The sequence below is a fragment of the Lacinutrix sp. WUR7 genome, assembly GCF_016864015.1.
In the GTDB taxonomy this organism is placed as follows: domain Bacteria; phylum Bacteroidota; class Bacteroidia; order Flavobacteriales; family Flavobacteriaceae; genus Oceanihabitans.
Map to the genome: position 1 here is coordinate 1,904,465 of NZ_CP045067.1, position 17,642 is coordinate 1,922,106.

The window sequence follows — 17,642 nt, forward strand, 5'->3', positions numbered from 1 at the left end:
TTAATGCAGTAGTTATAATGAGTGAGCATTTTGAAACCGAAGCAATTAGAACCCAAATAGAACGTTCCCAATATTTAGAGCATTCTTCTCCTTTATATTTAACTTCTAGTTATGTTTTTGAAGATGCAGAAGATATGCGAGCTTCTTTTGCGGAAGAAAAAGAGCGTAATATTTACAGTCGTTATTCCAACCCAAATACCTCCGAGTTTGTAGATAAAATTTGCAAAATGGAAGGAGCGGAATCTGGTTATGCTTTTGCTTCCGGAATGTCTGCCATTTTTTCCACCTTTGCAGCCTTGTTAAATGCTGGTGATCATATTATTTCTGCAAGAAGTATTTTTGGTTCTACACATGGATTGTTTACTAATTATTTGCCAAAATGGAATATTAATACGAGCTACTTCGATATTAATAATTTAGATGCTATTGAAGATTTAATTCAGCCAAGCACAAAAATTCTATATGCCGAAAGTCCGACCAATCCAGCAGTCGATATTTTAGATTTAGAACGTTTGGGAGACATCGCAAAAAAGCACAATATTTTACTAATCATAGATAATTGCTTTGCAACGCCATATTTACAAAACCCGATTAAGTTTGGCGCCGATTTAGTTATTCATTCTGCAACAAAATTAATAGATGGTCAAGGTCGCGTTTTAGGAGGAATCACCGTTGGAAGTAAGGAGTTGATAAAAGAAATATATCTATTTTCTAGAAATACAGGTCCGGCTTTATCTCCATTTAATGCTTGGGTTTTATCTAAAAGTTTAGAAACACTTGCAGTTCGTGTGGATAGACATTGTGAAAACGCAGAAAAAGTAGCGCTATTTTTAGAGTCGCATGCAAATGTGAATCTAGTGAAATATCCGTTTTTAAAATCGCATCCACAATATGAAATTGCAAAAAAGCAAATGAAAAAAGGGGGGAATATTGTCGCTTTTGAAGTTAAAGGAGGCATTGAAGCAGGAAGAAATTTTTTAAATAAAATTAAAATGGCATCACTTTCCGCAAATCTAGGGGACACCAAAACCATTGTAACGCATCCCGCTTCTACAACGCATAGTAAATTAACCGAAGCCAATAGATTAGAAGTTGGTATTACCGACGGATTGGTTCGTGTTTCTGTAGGTTTAGAAAATGTAGAAGATATTATTAACGATTTAAAACAAGCGCTAAATTAGTCTGTAAAATAAGTATCTTTGTAGGATGCTTTCAAAGAAAACAAAATACGGAATTAAAGCGCTCACCTTTTTAGCTAAACAAGAAGGAAATACGCCTGTACCCATTGAAACGATTTCAAAAAGTGAAAATATTTCAAGAAAATTCCTGGAAAGTATATTACTTAGCTTACGTAAAAACGGTTTTTTAGGATCTAAAAAAGGAAAATCTGGCGGGTATTACCTGCTAAAAAAACCAAATGAAATTCAAATGGTGGATGTCATGCGAATTTTAGAAGGTCCCATCGCAATGGTTCCTTGTGTAAGTTTAAACTTCTACGAAAAATGTTCCGATTGTCCAGACGAAGCCTCTTGTGCTGTGCATTTGTTAATGATTAAAGTCCGCGATAATACATTAGATATTTTCAGAAATACGTCGCTTGCAGATTTAACGCGTTAACAGATTATTAAAAATCCTCCAATATTTTTATCATTTTATTAGTGCTTAAAAAATATTTAAATGATACATTTGTTTTATATTCCTAGTAAGTCGATAGGAGTTATAGATTAAAATGAAATAGAATGATAAAATTAGATATTGATACCTTAAATAAAGAGTTAAAAAATAAAACCCCAGATGAGATTATTCAATGGGCTTTAACTTTATCCAACAACAGAATAGTAACTACCAGTTTTGGTAAATATTCTGCAATATTATTAAGTACCATGTCTAAGCATGATAAAGATATCAAAGTGATTTGGTGTGATACTTTATATAATCAGCCAAGTACTTATGAGCATGCAGACAACCTTATTACAGATTTTAATTTAAAGATTAATAAGTATCAGTCTTTAAAAACGAAAGAAGAAATAGATGCAACAATAGGTTTGCCAAATGTAGAAGATGATAATCATGCATTGTTTTCTGAAGTAGTAAAACTAGAGCCTTTCCGAAGAGCACTACAAGAGCATCAACCAGATTTATGGTTTACAAATATTAGAGTTCGTCAAACCGAATTACGTGATAAAAAAGACATTTTGAGTTATAGTAAAGATGACATTTTAAAAATTAGTCCTTTTTATTATTGGACAGATTATGATTTAGATAATTATTTAGAAGTCCACAATTTGCCTAAAAACCATGGGTATTTTGATCCAATTAAAGCATTAGAGAATAGAGAGTGTGGAATACACTTACAATAAAGTAGAAAGCGTATGGAAAGTTTTAGAACCGAAATAGAAAACCCAGTAGTTGAGCAAGATATTATTGACTTAGCCAACAAAATTGAACTCTTTAAAGCAGGAAAAGTAGACGAAGAAAAATTTAGAAGTCTTCGTTTGGCAAGAGGAGTTTATGGACAACGCCAACAAGGTGTGCAAATGATTCGAATTAAACTGCCTTATGGTAAAGTTTTAAGCAATCAGCTACATAGAATTGCAGATGTTTCTGATGAATATTCTCGTGGAAGATTACACATTACTACGCGTCAAGATATTCAAATTCATTATGTAGATCTAGATCGTACGCCACAACTTTGGGCAGCATTAGAAAGAGATGATGTGACACTTCGTGAGGCCTGTGGTAACACGGTTAGAAATGTAACCGCAAGTGAGACTGCAGGAATAGATGTGGACGAACCTTTTGATGTTTCGCCGTATGCGGATGCTATTTTTAAGTTCTTTTTACGTAATCCTATTTGTCAGGAAATGGGAAGGAAATTCAAGGTTTCTTTTTCTGCTTCCGATGAAGATACCGGATTATCATACATGCACGATTTAGGTTTTATTGCCAAAATACAAAATGGTGTTAGAGGTTTTAAAGTGATGCTTGGTGGCGGATTAGGTTCACAGCCAAGACATGCAGATTTGTTTTATGACTTTTTAGAATCCGATAGGATTATTCCAGTAATGGAAGGTGTTTTAAGAGTTTTTGATCGTTATGGCGAACGTAAAAGTCGTGCCAAAGCAAGAATGAAATTCTTAATAAAAGATATTGGATTAGAAGAATTTAAAAGACTTGTAGAAGAAGAGCAAGGTGCTATCGAATATAAAACGGTAGTAATAGATGCTAATGCATATCCAGTTTCTACTCCAGTTACTGTAGAAGCGCCAAAAGTAGAAATCAAGAACCAAGAAGCGTATAATCTTTGGAAGCAAACAAACGTTATTCCACAAAAACAGGAAGGATATTTCGCTATAGGAATTAAAGTCCTTTTAGGAGATTTTTATACAGATAAAGCAAGATTATTAGCAAGTTTAACAGAGGAATATGCCGCAGGAGAATTACGTTTGAGCCTGCGCCAAAACATATTAATTCCGTTTGTAAAAGCGGATTTGTTGCCATTTTTCTACCAAGAATTAGCCAAGCTAGGTTTTGTAGAAGCTGGTTATAATAAAGCGGTAGATATTACTGCATGTCCGGGTACAGATACTTGTAATTTAGGGATTGCAAGTAGTACCGGGATTGCAGATGAACTAGAACGTGTTATAAAAGCAGAGTATCCACAATATTTAAAAAATGAAGATTTAGTCATTAAGATTAGTGGTTGTATGAATGCTTGCGGACAACACAATGCCGCGAATATTGGTTTTCAAGGAATGTCTATTCGTACGCCAGATAAATTAGTTGCTCCAGCTTTACAAGTACTTTTAGGAGGAGGGAATAGAGGAAACGGACAAGGAGTTTTTGCAGATAAGGTAGTGAAAATGCCAAGTCGAAGAGGGCCGGAAGCGTTACGTAGAATTTTAAACGATTTTGAAGCGAACGGAAACGAAAAACTGTTTGTCGATTATTACTTGCAACAAGGTGAAAAATATTTCTATGAAATGCTGAAAGACCTTTCGGATGCTACAAACCTAACACAAGAAGATTTTATTGATTGGGGAACCAATGAAGCGTATGTAAAAGCGATTGGAATTGGCGAATGTGCAGGAGTTGTTATCGATTTAATTGCAACTTTATTTTTAGAAAGTGAAGAAAAAATAGAAACAGCAAAAGAGGCTTTGGATAATAAAGTGTTTTCTAATGCAATCTACTTTGCATATAGCTCGATGGTGAATTCGGCGAAAGCAATTTTACTTTCCGAAAATATTTCAGTGAATACACAAGCAGGAATTATTAATACGTTTCAGGCCGAATTTGTAGAAAGCAATAAAATTAATTTAGGGATTTCTTTTTCCGAATTAATATATCAGATAAAAAATAATGCACCTACCGAAGCATTTGCGAAAAAATATATAGAAAACGCAACCGATTTCTTAAAAGAGGTTCGTGTGTTCAGAGAACAGGAAAAACAATTAGTAAGCTAAATTATTTGTAACATGAAAGAGAGAACAACACCAAAGTTAACCGTAGTAGGAGCAGGTCCTGGGGATCCAGATTTAATAACTTTAAAAGCAATTAAAGCCATTAAAAATGCAGATGTTATTTTATATGACGCACTTGTAAATGCCGATTTATTAGAATACGCATCGCCAAAAGCAGAACTTATTTTTGTGGGTAAACGTCGCGGTTGTTATGCATACCAACAAGAGCAAATTAACGATTTAATTGTTGCTAGAGCAAAGTCTCACGGACATGTAGTACGATTAAAAGGAGGAGATCCTTTTATATTTGGTCGTGGTGCCGAAGAAATTGATCATGTAAGACAGTTTGGTATAGAAACGTACATGGTTCCTGGTATTTCTTCGTCATTAGCAGTTCCTGCATATCAAGGAATTCCATTAACAAAAAGAGGAAGTTCTGAAAGTTTTTGGGTAATTACTGGAACTACAAAAGCACATACTATTTCTAGTGATGTAGCACTTGCAGCAAAATCTACAGCAACCGTTGTTATTCTAATGGGAATGGGAAAACTAGAAGAAATTGTATCTATTTTTTCTTCGGAAGGAAAACAAAAAACACCAATTGCAATCATTCAAAATGGTACTACAAAAGACGAAAAGTTTGGTGTAGGAACCATAGAAACTATTTGTAATGTGGTTAAAGAAAAACAACTAGCAAATCCTGCAATAATTGTTATAGGAGAAGTAGTTGAAAAACGCGTGCAATTGGATTCTATTTTTAAAGAAGTGAATACGCAACCAGAATTAATTTCTGCATAAGATTATTTTAAGATGGAAGAGAGAAATAACTTATATCCAATATTTTTAAAAGTAGAACAACTCAACGTTCTTATTGTTGGAGGCGGAAACGTAGCATTAGAAAAATTAAGCTTTTTGCTAAAGTCTAGTCCGAATGCAAATGTGCAGATGGTAGCTCCTTTTTTTAGAGCGGAAACCATTGCATTGGCCACAAAATTTGGCATTGAAATGATAAAAGGTATTTATAATAATGCGTTTTTAAGTAATAAACACATTGTTATTGCCACCACAGATAATATCGATGTGAATATAGAAGTTTACGAAGATTGTAAACAAAGAAATATTCTAGTAAATGTTGCCGATAATCCGCCGTATTGTGATTTTTATATGGGTGGTATTGTTACTAAAGGAAACGTGAAAATTGCCATTTCTACCAACGGGAAATCACCAACTACAGCAAAACGATTACGTCAGTTTTTTGAAGATGTCATTCCAAATAATATTGATGATATGGTTAAGAATTTAAACGTTTTTAGAAAAACAATAAAAGGCGATTTCGAAGAAAAAGTAGAAACGTTAAACGAGTTCACCAAAGGATTAATTAGTAAGAAAGAAGTACATCATGATTAAAACAGATATATTAATAATAGGAGCAGGTCCAACAGGTTTATTTACAGTTTTTGAGGCAGGATTGCTAAAATTAAAGTGCCATTTAATTGATGCATTGCCTCAGCCTGGCGGACAATGTTCTGAGATTTATCCTAAAAAACCTATTTATGATATTCCTGGATTTCCAGAGGTTTTAGCAGGAGATTTAACCACGAATTTATTAGAACAAGGAAAACAGTTTGAACCTGGTTTTACCATGGGAGAACGTGCCGAAACTATCGAGAAACAGGAAGATGGAAGTTTCATTGTAACGACTAATAAAGGTACGCAACACCAAGCGCCAATTGTTGCCATTGCTGGAGGGTTGGGTTCTTTTGAACCACGTAAACCAAAGATTGAAAATATTGCATATTATGAAGAAAAAGGGGTAGAGTACTTTATTAAAGATCCAGAAGTATACCGAGATAAAAAAGTAGTGATTTCTGGAGGAGGAGATTCTGCATTAGATTGGAGTGTGTTTTTAGCAAATGTGGCTTCCGAAGTAACTTTAATTCATAGAAGAAATGAATTCCGTGGCGCTTTAGATTCCGTAGAAAAAGTGCAAGAATTAAAAAAGCTGGGTAAAATAAACTTAATCACTCCAGCAGAAGTTACCGCATTACATGGTAATAATAAACTGGAAGGAATTACAGTTACCAAAGATGGGGAGAAAATATTGTTGGAAACGGATCACTTTATTCCGCTTTTCGGATTGTCTCCTAAATTAGGACCTATTGGAGATTGGGGGTTAGAAATTGTTAAAAATGCCATAAAAGTAGATACATTAGATTATCAAACAAATATTCCCGGTATATTTGCAATTGGAGATGTAAACACATACGAAGGCAAACTTAAATTGATTTTGTGTGGTTTTCATGAAGCAACTTTAATGTGTCAATCGGCATATAAAATTATTAATCCTGGTAAAAAGTATGTTTTAAAATATACAACAGTTAGTGGTATTGATGGTTTTGATGGGTCACGTAAAGAAGCGCCAAAAGCAGTAGTCCAATCCATTAATTAATTTGAATGATTTTTAACCTTCGTTTAAAAGAAGAAGTAGCAGTATTTACCAAAGATTTGTTTTATGCTTTATTCGAAAAAGAGGAAAAGCAAAAAGAAGAATTAAAGTACTTAAAAGCAGTTTTTTTGAATTTCTCAAAAGCACTTTCGGTGAAAGATAGTGAAGCTGTTTGGAATACTTTTTCTGATAAATTATCCTTAATTAAAAAGAATATTGAGTTAGACGCCAAAGCAGCAAAAGATAATGATCCTGCTTGTAAAAGTTTAGAGGAAGTGTATTTAGCATATCCAGGTTTTCATGCTATTGCTGTACATCGCTTAAGTCATGAGTTTTATAAATTGGATTTATATATTCTTTCTAGAATGATGTCGGAATATATTCATGGCATCACCGGAATAGATATTCATGCAGGAGCTACTATTGGGGATTCTTTTTTTATTGATCACGGAACCGGAGTGGTAATTGGTGAAACGGCAATTATTAAAAGTCAGGTTAAAATTTATCAAGGGGTAACTTTAGGAGGTATTCAGGTTAAAAAAAGCTTGGCATCTACAAAGAGGCATCCTACCATAGAAGACAATGTTACTATTTATGCAAACGCTACTATTCTTGGTGGCGATATTGTGATTGGTGCGAATAGTATTATTGGTGCAAATGTTTGGATTACAGAATCTGTTCCAGCAAATTCGTTGGTAACGTATCAATCGGAAATTAAAATTAAGACTAGAAAATAATGATAGAAGGGAAATCGATAACAGACTTAATTGGTAATACGCCTTTAGTAGAAGCAACTCATATTTTGAAAAAGGAAGGTGTGCGATTGTTTTTAAAATTAGAAGGTAAAAATCCTGGTGGAAGCGTTAAAGATAGAGCTGCTTTTAATATGATTACCGAAGCTTTAAAACGTGGAGATATTAAAAAAGGAGACACTTTAGTGGAAGCGACAAGTGGTAATACCGGAATTGCATTAGCATTTATAGCACAGCTTTTCGGATTAAATATGGTGCTTATAATGCCTGAGAATTCTACACAAGAACGTATTAAAACCATGCGTGCTTATGGCGCGGAATTAATATTAACTTCGGTAGAAGTTGGTATAGAAGGTGCAAGAGATTTAGCGATCCAACTAGAAAAAGAAAAAGGATATTTCATGCTGAATCAATTTGCAAATGAGGATAATTGGAAAGCACATTACAAAACCACAGGACCAGAAATCTGGAAAGATACCAATGGAGAAGTCACACATTTTGTTTCTGCAATGGGAACCACGGGAACTATTATGGGCGTTTCTACCTATTTAAAAGAACAAAATAAAGACGTCGTAATTGTTGGTGCACAACCTAAAGATGGTGCGAAAATTCCTGGAATTCGTAAATGGCCAGAAGCCTATTTACCAAAAATATTTAATGCTTCTAAAGTAGACCAAGTAGTAGATGTTAGTGAAGAAGATGCACGATTGGTTGCTAACCGACTAGCAAAAGAAGAAGGTGTTTTTGCAGGAATGAGTAGTGGTGGTTCTGTTGCTTCGGCATTAGAAATTGCAGCACAAATAGAAAAAGGAATTATTGTTGCTATTATCTGTGATATTGGGGATCGATACATTTCCTCAGATTTATACGAATAAAAATTGGTTATCCTGTTTTTATTCCCTTAATTTACACTTTAATACTAGTTGTTAATTGAAATTATTACTGTAATTTCAATTGGTAAATGGTATTCGTTCTTAATCGTATTGAATGTTATCACGAAAGGCAGAGGGAATAGACCCATTGAAGCCTTGGCAACCCTTTATTAAAAAGAAGGTGCTAAATTCTACTTTTTTCTGAATGTATTTTCAGGAATTAGACAGATAACCACAAGTAATTCTCTTACTTACTTTCCTGATGACATTTATATAATTTAATATAACATGTCTGATATAAAAAACATTTTACAAAAACATATTTTAGTTCTCGATGGCGCGATGGGAACCATGCTTCAGCAATATAATTTTTCTGAAGAAGATTTTCGTGGCGAACGCTTTAAAGACTATCCTTCTTCTTTAAAAGGAAATAACGATTTACTATCGCTTACACAACCGGAAGCAATTGCAACCATTCACGCGAAGTATTTTGAAGCTGGAGCAGATATTGTAGAAACCAATACCTTTTCTGGAACTACCATAGCTATGGCAGATTATGACATGGAAGATTTAGTATACGAGCTAAATTACGAGTCTGCTAAAATCGCTAAAAAAGTTGCGGAAGAATTCACAAAACAAAACCCAAGCAAACCGCGATTTGTCGCCGGAAGTATTGGGCCTACCAATAAAACAGCAAGCTTATCTCCAGACGTCAATAGACCAGAATATAGAGCGATTACTTTTGATGAATTACGCGTTGCTTACAAACAACAAGTAGAAGCTTTAATCGATGGCGGCGTAGATCTACTTTTAGTAGAAACTATTTTTGATACGTTAAATGCCAAAGCGGCATTATTCGCTATTGAAGAAGTGAAAGAAGATCGTAATATCGATATTCCAATAATGGTTTCTGGTACCATTACCGATGCTTCCGGTAGAACATTATCTGGACAAACCGTAGAAGCATTTTTGACTTCCATTTCTCATATACCTTTATTAAGTGTCGGATTTAATTGTGCTTTAGGAGCAGAACAATTGAAGCCTTATTTACAACGCTTATCCGATAAAACAGAATTTTTCACTTCTGCACATCCAAATGCAGGATTGCCAAATGCTTTTGGGGAGTATGAAGAATCTCCAAAACAAATGCAGGCATATATTGAAGAATATTTACAAGACGATTTAATCAATATTATTGGTGGCTGTTGTGGCACAAGTCCAGCGCATATTAAAGCAATTGCTGAGGTTGCTAAAAAATATGCCCCAAGAAAATTACAAACACAAGCGTAATGATATTAGAAGTAGCAATTTTAAAGATAAAAGAAGGTGTTTCAGAAGAATTTGAAGAAACTTTTAAAAGCGCAGAAGCAATAATTTCTTCAATGAAAGGATATATTTCTCATCAACTCAAAAAATGTATCGAAGAAGAAAATAAGTATTTGTTATTAGTGAACTGGGAAACCTTAGAAGATCATGAAATAGGATTTAGAAAGTCTGAAGAATATAAAGTGTGGAAAGACTTATTACATCATTTTTACGAACCATTTCCAACAGTAGAACATTATAGATAATGAAAGAAATGAAACCTAAATATCTGACTTTATCTGGATTAGAACCTCTAGTGGTTACACCAGAAAGTAATTTTATAAATGTAGGAGAACGAACCAATGTTACTGGATCTAGAAAATTCTTACGTTTAATTAAAGAAGAAAAGTACGAGGAAGCATTAAGTGTTGCTAGAGATCAAGTAGAAGGAGGCGCACAAATTATTGATGTAAATATGGATGAAGGTATGCTGGACGGAAAGTATGCCATGGTGAAGTTTTTAAACCTGATAGCATCCGAACCAGATATTTCTCGTGTTCCCATAATGATTGATAGCTCCAAATGGGAAATCATTGAAGCTGGTTTGCAAGTCGCACAGGGAAAATGTGTGGTAAATTCTATTAGTTTAAAAGAAGGTGAAGCAGAATTTATCCGACAAGCAAAACTGGTAAAACGTTATGGTGCTGCGGTCATTGTGATGGCGTTTGATGAAAATGGGCAAGCAGATACCTATGAACGCAGAATTGAAATTTGCGAACGCTCTTATAAAATATTGGTGGACATTGTCCACTTTGCACCTCAAGATATTATTTTCGATCCTAATATATTTCCTGTCGCAACAGGAATGGACGAACATCGATTAAATGCTTTAGATTTCTTTAGAGCCACCAAATGGATTCGTGAAAACTTACCTTATGCCAATGTTTCTGGAGGTGTGAGTAACGTGTCGTTTTCTTTTCGAGGAAATAATACCGTCCGCGAGGCTATTAACGCAGCGTTTTTATATCATGCCATTCAAAACGGAATGAATATGGGAATTGTAAACCCGACGATGTTAGAGGTTTATGATGAGATTGATAAAGATTTATTAAAGCATGTAGAAGATGTTTTATTTGATAGGAGTGACGATGCAACCGAACGTTTATTAGACTTTGCAGAAACCGTAAAAGGAAATGTAAAGGAAGATGTTACTAAGGTTTTAGAATGGCGAAGCAATCCATTGCAAGAAAGAATAACACATGCACTTGTAAAAGGAATTGATGCTTTTATTATTGAAGATGTAGAGCAAGCACGACAAGAAGTTACCAGACCAATTGAAGTTATTGAAGGGCATTTAATGATTGGAATGAGTGTGGTTGGTGATCTCTTTGGAAGTGGAAAAATGTTCTTACCACAAGTTGTGAAATCTGCTCGTGTTATGAAGAAAGCAGTAGCGTATTTACAGCCTTTTATTGAAGCGGAAAAAGATGGTAAACAAGAATTTGCTGGTAAAATATTAATGGCAACCGTAAAAGGAGATGTGCATGATATTGGTAAAAATATTGTGAGTGTTGTTTTAGGTTGTAATAATTACGAAATTATCGATTTAGGCGTTATGGTGCCACCAGAAAAAATAGTAGAAACCGCGATTAAAGAAAATGTAGATATTATTGGTTTAAGCGGATTGATTACACCTTCGCTAGATGAAATGGTGTATGTTTCTAAATCACTAGAAAAAAAGAATATTACTATCCCAATCATTATTGGTGGTGCAACAACATCTCGTGCGCATACCTCGGTTAAAATTGCGCCGAATTACAGCAATACGGTCGTGCATATTAATGATGCGTCTAGAGCAGTAACGGTTGTTGGTGAGTTATTAAACCGAAACAATAAAATTTATAAAGAACAAATAAGGGAAGAATACGATAAGTTTAGAGAACAGTTTTTAAGCAGAACCAGAAAGAAAGAATATCTAACTATTGCAGATGCTAGAAAAAACAAGTTTGCTATCGATTGGAATACGTCTCAAATTACAAAACCAAAACAATTAGGGATTCAAGATTTTCAAGATTTTGATATTACCAAATTAGAAGATTTTATTGACTGGTCTCCATTTTTTAGAAGTTGGGATTTACACGGTAAATATCCAGATATTCTTACCGATGAAGTGGTTGGCGAACAAGCAACCGAATTATTTAAAGACGCACAAGAATTATTACAACGTGTGTTTCAAGAAAAACTTTTAAAAGCGAAGGCTGTTTTCGGGTTGTTTCCTGCAAATACAGTAAATGATGATGATATAGAGGTCTGTTTACCAGAAGGTCTCGACTGCGCTCGACCAGACAAATTAAACTTCTTAACGTTACGTCAGCAATCTAAAAAAGCAGTAGGGAAACCAAATCTTTCTATTTCCGATTTTATTGCGCCTAAAGAAAGTGGAATTCAAGATTATATGGGCGCATTTTGTGTGTCCACAGGATTTGGAACCGCAGAATTAGCAAAACAATTTGAAGATGCACATGATGATTATAATTCCATTATGATAAAAGCATTAGCAGATCGATTAGCAGAAGCCTATGCCGAATATTTACACAAAGAAGTAAGAACCAAATATTGGAGTTATGCTGCAGACGAAAAATTAAGCAACCAAGATTTAATAAAAGAAAGCTATAAAGGTATTCGTCCGGCACCAGGCTATCCTGCTTGTCCGGATCATTTAGAAAAAAGAACGATATGGCAATTGTTAGATGTAGAAAAAAGAATAAGCGTAGCACTTACTGAAAGTTTAGCGATGTGGCCAGCAGCAAGTGTAAGTGGTTATTATTTTGCCAATCCCGAAGCGAAGTATTTTGGACTAGGAAAAATTAAAGAAGACCAGTTAGAAGATTACGCAAAGCGAAGAGCTATAGGTTTAGAAGAAGCAGAGAAATGGTTGAGTCCGAATGTAGCGGATTAATAATTCCTGCGCAGGCAGGAATCTATTAGCAAATAGAAAGGATTCTTTATTTAGAAACCAACCGTAGCAAGTAGACGCGTTAAGGATAGAACGGTTTGTTTGAGCTCCTCGAAGAGAGCGAGTAGTGAAAGCCTGACGTTTTGCGATCCTGGCAGGTTTTAAAAACCTAGCAGGTATGAGTAAAAGGTAACCTGCCTGCCGGCAGGCAGGCGCCCAAAAAGAAAAAAATAGTTTAATTAAACAGATTCCCATTTTCGTGGGAAGTAAGTATGAAAGTAACTGAACACATAAAAAACGCAAAAGGGGAAACGCTGTTTTCCTTTGAAATTATTCCGCCAAAAAAAGGAAAAAACATTCAGGATTTATATGATAATATTGATCCTTTAATGGAATTTAAACCTCCTTTTATAGATGTTACTACTTCTAGAGAAGAATATATTTATATAGAAAAACAAGGGCTTTTAGATCGGAAAATCACAAGAATGCGCCCTGGAACTGTTGGTATTTGTGCTGCAATTAAACATAAATATGATGTAGATGCGGTGCCGCATGTATTGTGTGGTGGTTTTAGTAAAGAGGAAACCGAATATTTGTTGGTCGATTGCCATTATTTGGGGATTACTAACGTGATGGCTTTACGTGGCGATGCGATGAGTCATCAAAAATATTTTGAAGCCCAAAAAGGTGGACATAAATATGCTAGTGAATTGGTGGCTCAAATTCAGAATTTGAATTGCGGAAAATATTTACACGACGTTTTGGAGGTGGATGATAAATCTGATTTTTGTATTGGTGTTGCTGGATACCCCGAGAAACATATTGAAGCACCATCTTTACAAACCGATTTAAAACGATTGAAAGAAAAGGTGGATGCGGGAGCAGATTATGTGGTGACGCAAATGTTTTTTGATAATCAGAAATATTTTGAGTTTGCGGAAGCTGCTAAAAAAGCAGGAATTCATGTGCCTATTATTCCGGGAATAAAGCCCATTGCCGTACAAAGACACTTGCAGTTATTGCCTCAGGTTTTTAAAATAGATTTACCAGAAGATTTAATTCAGGCAGTAGAGAATTGTAAAGATAATAAGCAGGTGCGACAAGTAGGCGTAGAGTGGGCTATAAAGCAATCTAAAGAGCTGCAGCAAGCAGGTGTTCCTGTGCTTCATTTTTATTCTATGGGGAAAAGTGATAATATAAAAACGATTGCTTCGGCTTTATTTTAATTTTTATACTTTTGCGCTCTAACTAAATTTAATGAAGCGTTTATTAACCTACATTCTTTGCCTTTTTTGTGCTTGTGTTTTTTCGCAAGAAAAGAAAAACACCAATGCTTATTTTGATGTGAATTATTTTGCAGGAAATATAGCGTTACATAATAATGATATTTCACATTTAATTAAAGGACATCCGGAAGGATTTATTTTAAGTTGGAATAAGAAAACCTTTGGAGAAGAATCTTGGCAACAGCGCTACAACTATCCGGATTACGGGTTTTCTCTAGTATACCAAGATTTAAAAAATAGCGTGCTTGGTAATAATGTATCTGTTTATGCACATTATAATTTTTACTTTTTAAAGCGAAACCTCATGTTTCGTATTGGGCAAGGTATTGGCTATACTTCCAATCCGTATGATAAAGTAGATAACCATAAAAATGTCGCTTTTGGGTCTAGTTTTTTAAGTAGTACTTATGCGATGCTGAACTATAAAAAAGAACGCATTTTCGATCGGTTTGGTTTGCAGGCTGGAGTTTCCTTAATTCACTATTCTAATGCCAATGTAAAAGCGCCAAATGCGAGTGTAAATACTATTGCTTTTAATGTTGGTGTGACCTATAGTTTAGACGAAGAAGAAACGGAATACATCGACACGTTAACCAAAGAAAAATTTAAACAGCCTATAAAATATAATGTTGTTTTTAGAAGTGGTGTGAATGAAAGTGATGTTGTTGGTACTGGACAGTTTCCTTTTTATATTCTTTCGGCTTATGCAGACAAACGTTTGAATCGTAAAAGTGCCATTCAATTAGGAACCGATGTTTTCTTCTCTACTTTTTTAAAGGAACATATAAAATATAGAGCAGCTGCTTTTCCGGAAGAAGGAGAAGATGGATCTGCAGATTACAAACGTGTTGGTGTTTTTGCTGGTCATGAGTTGTTTATCAACAAAATGTCTTTAGTCACACAGTTTGGTTATTACGTGTATTACCCTTATGATTTTGAAGGAAGAACTTATTTAAGAATTGGTTTAAAACGCTATTTTGGCGAAAAATGGTTTGCTGCATTAACGTTAAAATCACACGGAGCAAAAGCGGAAGCTGTAGAGCTTGGTGTTGGGATTAGATTGTAATAGGAAACATAAATATTCTATAATAGTATTAAAAATAGATGCTGCGTCGCAGCGAAGAATGAGATTGAAAATGAAAAACTACATATACATACTTATTACATTATTGGTGTTTTCTTGTGATAGCGAGGATGCAAACGATTGCTTTCAAAAAACTGGAAAAATCGTGCAAGAGGAAGTAATGCTTACTTCGTTTGAGAAAATTCTAGTAAATAGAGAAGTAGAACTAATACTAAAACAAGGAATCGATTTTCAAGTAGTTATTGAAACTGGTGAAAATTTATTAAAGGATGTGGAGGCAAAAGTGGTAGACAATGAATTACAACTTACCGATAATAATACTTGTAATTACGTTCGGGATTATGGTGTCACCAAAGTATATGTAACGGCACCAAATATTACTGAAATTAGAAGCTCTACACAGTATGATATTTCTAGTGATGGTGTTTTGAATTTTAATAATTTAGAATTGTTTTCTGAAGATTTTAATGCTCCAGATAGTTTTACCGTTGGCGATTTTAAGCTACAAGTGAATTCGCAAAGCATAAGAGTTGTAGGGAATAATATTTCTTCCTTTTATATTTCTGGTTTTACTCAAGATTTATATGTTGGGTTTTTCTCTGGAACCGGACGTTTTGAAGGGAAAGATTTAATTGCCCAAGATGTAGATGTTTACCATAGAGGAACGAATGATATTCTTGTAAACCCGCAAGCATCTATTACAGGAGAAATTAGAAGTACAGGCGATGTTATTGCTTATAATCAACCAGCAATGGTTACTGTGGAAGAATTTTATAATGGACGATTGATTTTTGAGTAAAGCGCAATCTCATTGGTTATATTTATGATTCAATCATTTTGGAAAACCATTAATTGTAATGCTTTTTCTGAATCCTCCAATACCAAGATTTTATAATTTTTCCATGTTAGCGACAGTTCATTTTTAACAGGATCCTTTCGAGAAGTAAAGGAAATAGTCTTCTGTTCCTTTTCTTCGGAAAGCGAAATAGAATAGGTGTTAAAAGCAGCTACTTGATTTCCGTTTATATCTTCTGTCCATTCTCCTATACATTGATCAAACAAAATGCTAAGGTTTCCTATAACCGCAGTCTGATTAATATCCAGAAAAAAAGCTTTTTCAAAAGCCGATTTTTCGATAACCAATGCAACTTTATCTTCTTCTTTGTTGATTTTTAAATTAAAAGTATAGTTGCTACATGCTTTTGGATAGTTTGTTTTTGGGCTATCTGTAGCGTCATTCTTGCGCCAGAGATACGTTATGTGTTTCGTGTCGTTTTCTGTGATGTGTAATGCTAACTGAATATGTGGCGCATTTTTAGTTATTGGCTTGGACTGAACGAATAGGTTGGTGGGTTCTATGTCTACTGTCTCTAAATGGATGGTTGGGTTTTTTCCAGTTTTTAACGGTATTATAATAGTACTATTTATGGTGTCCTTTTCGGATTGCGCATATCCCGGTATTGAAAGTAGTGCAAATAGTAAAATCCATATATTCATTTCAATAATCTTCATTAGGAGTATCGGTGTAACATTTTGTTCTACAAATTGTAAGCTTAGAAGATGCTATTTTTAGATGCCGTACGGAAGCATGGCATTTCACAATTTAAATTTAATAAGAAACCACTCGAAAACCTACGCGATCATATTCTGATTCTGGCTTCCCGAAACTGCGAAATCTAGTGATAGAACGTTCCTTGCTGGATATAAAATGGCCACCACGAAAGATACGATATTTGGCTTCGGTAGTGTTTTCAGGATTAACTTCTGGGCTTTTAGAATAAAAGTCTCTGTCGTGCCAATCTAGACACCATTCCCCTACATTTCCACTCATATCATATAGACCTAATTCATTTGCTTCTTTTGTAGCTACTATATTTGTGTTAGATTCACTGTTTTCTTTGTACCAACCTACGGTATTCAAGTTAAAGGAACCAGAAAAGTTATACCCTTTACTTTTAGTACCACCTCGAGCGGCAAATTCCCATTGTGCTTCGGTAGGTAAGCTATAAGTGTTACCGGTTTGTTCCGTTAGCCATTTGCAGTAGTTTACAGCATCATACCATGAAACTTTAACCACAGGATAATTGTCATTCCAATTTATACCATCCGGTCTTTCCGGCATATCTATTCCTGTACTTTTACAATAATAACGATATTGGGCAATAGTAACTTCTGTTTTACCCATGTTAAAATCACTTAAGGTTATTTGAGGTGTAGGGTTCATACCATTATGTCCTGCTCCCATAGTAAATGTGCCTCCGGTTATCTTTATCATTTCAGGTAATTCTTGCCCTTGTATGGTCGTTACAAAAAGCAGTAGTAAAAGAGTTTTGGTTAGGTTTCTCATTTTAAAATGGTTTTAAATTTTCCTTTTTTATTTGTTATCCAAGAATATTTCTTTTGTTCTTAAGATTAAAAGATGGAACTAAAGTAAGAAAAATCACTATAAAAAAAACAGAATGTTGGTCCTTATTTAAT

The 17,642-nt window shown here is 34.6% G+C and carries 17 protein-coding genes and 1 riboswitch; of the genes, 15 read left to right on the plus strand and 2 right to left on the minus strand.

What is annotated here, in order from left to right; translation table 11 throughout:
- Positions 1 to 17: 17 nt before the first annotated feature.
- The 15 genes from FG167_RS08325 (at position 18) to FG167_RS08395 (ending at position 15,963) form a co-directional block, all read left to right on the plus strand.
- Entirely contained in the window at positions 18 to 1,181 is a 1,164-nt protein-coding gene (locus FG167_RS08325; protein WP_203460945.1) for a PLP-dependent aspartate aminotransferase family protein, read from the plus strand.
- Between the two features lie 25 nt (positions 1,182 to 1,206).
- The gene (locus tag FG167_RS08330; protein WP_055443627.1) at positions 1,207 to 1,617 is read left to right on the plus strand and encodes an Rrf2 family transcriptional regulator; all 411 of its coding nucleotides are present in this window, start codon (positions 1,207 to 1,209) and stop codon (positions 1,615 to 1,617) included.
- A gap of 122 nt (positions 1,618 to 1,739) precedes the next feature.
- Positions 1,740 to 2,360 carry a phosphoadenosine phosphosulfate reductase family protein gene (locus FG167_RS08335; RefSeq protein WP_203460946.1) on the plus strand — a complete coding sequence of 207 codons (621 nt, stop codon included), beginning with the start codon at positions 1,740 to 1,742 and terminating at the stop codon, positions 2,358 to 2,360.
- A gap of 12 nt (positions 2,361 to 2,372) precedes the next feature.
- Positions 2,373 to 4,466 (plus strand): HEPN domain-containing protein, encoded by a 2,094-nt coding sequence (locus FG167_RS08340; protein ID WP_203460947.1) that lies wholly within the window; start codon positions 2,373 to 2,375, stop codon positions 4,464 to 4,466.
- Positions 4,467 to 4,478: 12 nt separating this feature from the next.
- Positions 4,479 to 5,261 (plus strand): uroporphyrinogen-III C-methyltransferase, encoded by a 783-nt coding sequence (gene cobA / locus FG167_RS08345; RefSeq protein ID WP_203460948.1) that lies wholly within the window; start codon positions 4,479 to 4,481, stop codon positions 5,259 to 5,261.
- A gap of 12 nt (positions 5,262 to 5,273) precedes the next feature.
- Positions 5,274 to 5,870 carry a bifunctional precorrin-2 dehydrogenase/sirohydrochlorin ferrochelatase gene (locus tag FG167_RS08350; protein WP_203460949.1) on the plus strand — a complete coding sequence of 199 codons (597 nt, stop codon included), beginning with the start codon at positions 5,274 to 5,276 and terminating at the stop codon, positions 5,868 to 5,870.
- Positions 5,863 to 6,912, plus strand: a complete 1,050-nt coding sequence (locus FG167_RS08355; protein ID WP_203460950.1) for an NAD(P)/FAD-dependent oxidoreductase — start codon at positions 5,863 to 5,865, stop codon at positions 6,910 to 6,912. The genes FG167_RS08350 and FG167_RS08355 overlap by 8 nt, the downstream gene beginning before the upstream one ends.
- Positions 6,913 to 6,917: 5 nt before the next feature.
- The gene (gene epsC / locus FG167_RS08360) at positions 6,918 to 7,646 is read left to right on the plus strand and encodes a serine O-acetyltransferase EpsC (protein ID WP_203460951.1); all 729 of its coding nucleotides are present in this window, start codon (positions 6,918 to 6,920) and stop codon (positions 7,644 to 7,646) included.
- Positions 7,646 to 8,536, plus strand: a complete 891-nt coding sequence (cysM, locus tag FG167_RS08365) for a cysteine synthase CysM (protein WP_370568418.1) — start codon at positions 7,646 to 7,648, stop codon at positions 8,534 to 8,536. Before epsC ends, cysM begins: the two co-directional genes overlap by 1 nt.
- 112 nt (positions 8,537 to 8,648) lie before the next feature.
- Positions 8,649 to 8,768: riboswitch (SAM riboswitch) on the plus strand.
- A 53-nt stretch (positions 8,769 to 8,821) separates the two neighbouring features.
- Positions 8,822 to 9,823 carry a homocysteine S-methyltransferase family protein gene (locus FG167_RS08370; RefSeq protein ID WP_203460952.1) on the plus strand — a complete coding sequence of 334 codons (1,002 nt, stop codon included), beginning with the start codon at positions 8,822 to 8,824 and terminating at the stop codon, positions 9,821 to 9,823.
- Positions 9,823 to 10,104 carry an antibiotic biosynthesis monooxygenase gene (locus FG167_RS08375; protein WP_203460953.1) on the plus strand — a complete coding sequence of 94 codons (282 nt, stop codon included), beginning with the start codon at positions 9,823 to 9,825 and terminating at the stop codon, positions 10,102 to 10,104. Before FG167_RS08370 ends, FG167_RS08375 begins: the two co-directional genes overlap by 1 nt.
- Entirely contained in the window at positions 10,104 to 12,797 is a 2,694-nt protein-coding gene (gene metH / locus FG167_RS08380) for a methionine synthase (RefSeq protein ID WP_203460954.1), read from the plus strand. Before FG167_RS08375 ends, metH begins: the two co-directional genes overlap by 1 nt.
- Before the next feature lie 269 nt (positions 12,798 to 13,066).
- A complete protein-coding gene (gene metF, locus FG167_RS08385; protein WP_203460955.1) occupies positions 13,067 to 14,020 on the plus strand; it encodes a methylenetetrahydrofolate reductase [NAD(P)H] in 954 nt (317 codons plus the stop codon).
- Between the two features lie 31 nt (positions 14,021 to 14,051).
- Complete coding sequence (locus tag FG167_RS08390) at positions 14,052 to 15,146, plus strand: acyloxyacyl hydrolase (protein ID WP_203460956.1); 1,095 nt, start codon at positions 14,052 to 14,054, stop codon at positions 15,144 to 15,146.
- A gap of 70 nt (positions 15,147 to 15,216) precedes the next feature.
- Entirely contained in the window at positions 15,217 to 15,963 is a 747-nt protein-coding gene (locus tag FG167_RS08395) for a head GIN domain-containing protein (RefSeq protein ID WP_203460957.1), read from the plus strand.
- Between the two features lie 29 nt (positions 15,964 to 15,992).
- Here FG167_RS08395 and FG167_RS08400 read toward each other — a convergent pair whose 3' ends face one another.
- Positions 15,993 to 16,676, minus strand: a complete 684-nt coding sequence (locus tag FG167_RS08400; RefSeq protein WP_203460958.1) for a hypothetical protein — start codon at positions 16,674 to 16,676, stop codon at positions 15,993 to 15,995.
- Positions 16,677 to 16,773: 97 nt separating this feature from the next.
- Positions 16,774 to 17,511, minus strand: coding sequence for an SUMF1/EgtB/PvdO family nonheme iron enzyme (locus FG167_RS08405; RefSeq protein WP_203460959.1), 738 nt, complete (start codon positions 17,509 to 17,511; stop codon positions 16,774 to 16,776).
- Between the last annotated feature and the right edge of the window lie 131 nt (positions 17,512 to 17,642).

Coding starts and splice junctions, on each gene's coding strand:
- FG167_RS08325 (WP_203460945.1), top strand. CDS start 18: ATGAGTGAGCATTTTGAAACCGAAGCAATTAGAACCCAAATAGAACGT.
- FG167_RS08330 (WP_055443627.1), top strand. CDS start 1,207: ATGCTTTCAAAGAAAACAAAATACGGAATTAAAGCGCTCACCTTTTTA.
- FG167_RS08335 (WP_203460946.1), top strand. CDS start 1,740: ATGATAAAATTAGATATTGATACCTTAAATAAAGAGTTAAAAAATAAA.
- FG167_RS08340 (WP_203460947.1), top strand. CDS start 2,373: ATGGAAAGTTTTAGAACCGAAATAGAAAACCCAGTAGTTGAGCAAGAT.
- cobA (WP_203460948.1), top strand. CDS start 4,479: ATGAAAGAGAGAACAACACCAAAGTTAACCGTAGTAGGAGCAGGTCCT.
- FG167_RS08350 (WP_203460949.1), top strand. CDS start 5,274: ATGGAAGAGAGAAATAACTTATATCCAATATTTTTAAAAGTAGAACAA.
- FG167_RS08355 (WP_203460950.1), top strand. CDS start 5,863: ATGATTAAAACAGATATATTAATAATAGGAGCAGGTCCAACAGGTTTA.
- epsC (WP_203460951.1), top strand. CDS start 6,918: ATGATTTTTAACCTTCGTTTAAAAGAAGAAGTAGCAGTATTTACCAAA.
- cysM (WP_370568418.1), top strand. CDS start 7,646: ATGATAGAAGGGAAATCGATAACAGACTTAATTGGTAATACGCCTTTA.
- FG167_RS08370 (WP_203460952.1), top strand. CDS start 8,822: ATGTCTGATATAAAAAACATTTTACAAAAACATATTTTAGTTCTCGAT.
- FG167_RS08375 (WP_203460953.1), top strand. CDS start 9,823: ATGATATTAGAAGTAGCAATTTTAAAGATAAAAGAAGGTGTTTCAGAA.
- metH (WP_203460954.1), top strand. CDS start 10,104: ATGAAAGAAATGAAACCTAAATATCTGACTTTATCTGGATTAGAACCT.
- metF (WP_203460955.1), top strand. CDS start 13,067: ATGAAAGTAACTGAACACATAAAAAACGCAAAAGGGGAAACGCTGTTT.
- FG167_RS08390 (WP_203460956.1), top strand. CDS start 14,052: ATGAAGCGTTTATTAACCTACATTCTTTGCCTTTTTTGTGCTTGTGTT.
- FG167_RS08395 (WP_203460957.1), top strand. CDS start 15,217: ATGAAAAACTACATATACATACTTATTACATTATTGGTGTTTTCTTGT.
- FG167_RS08400 (WP_203460958.1), bottom strand. CDS start 16,676: ATGAAGATTATTGAAATGAATATATGGATTTTACTATTTGCACTACTT.
- FG167_RS08405 (WP_203460959.1), bottom strand. CDS start 17,511: ATGAGAAACCTAACCAAAACTCTTTTACTACTGCTTTTTGTAACGACC.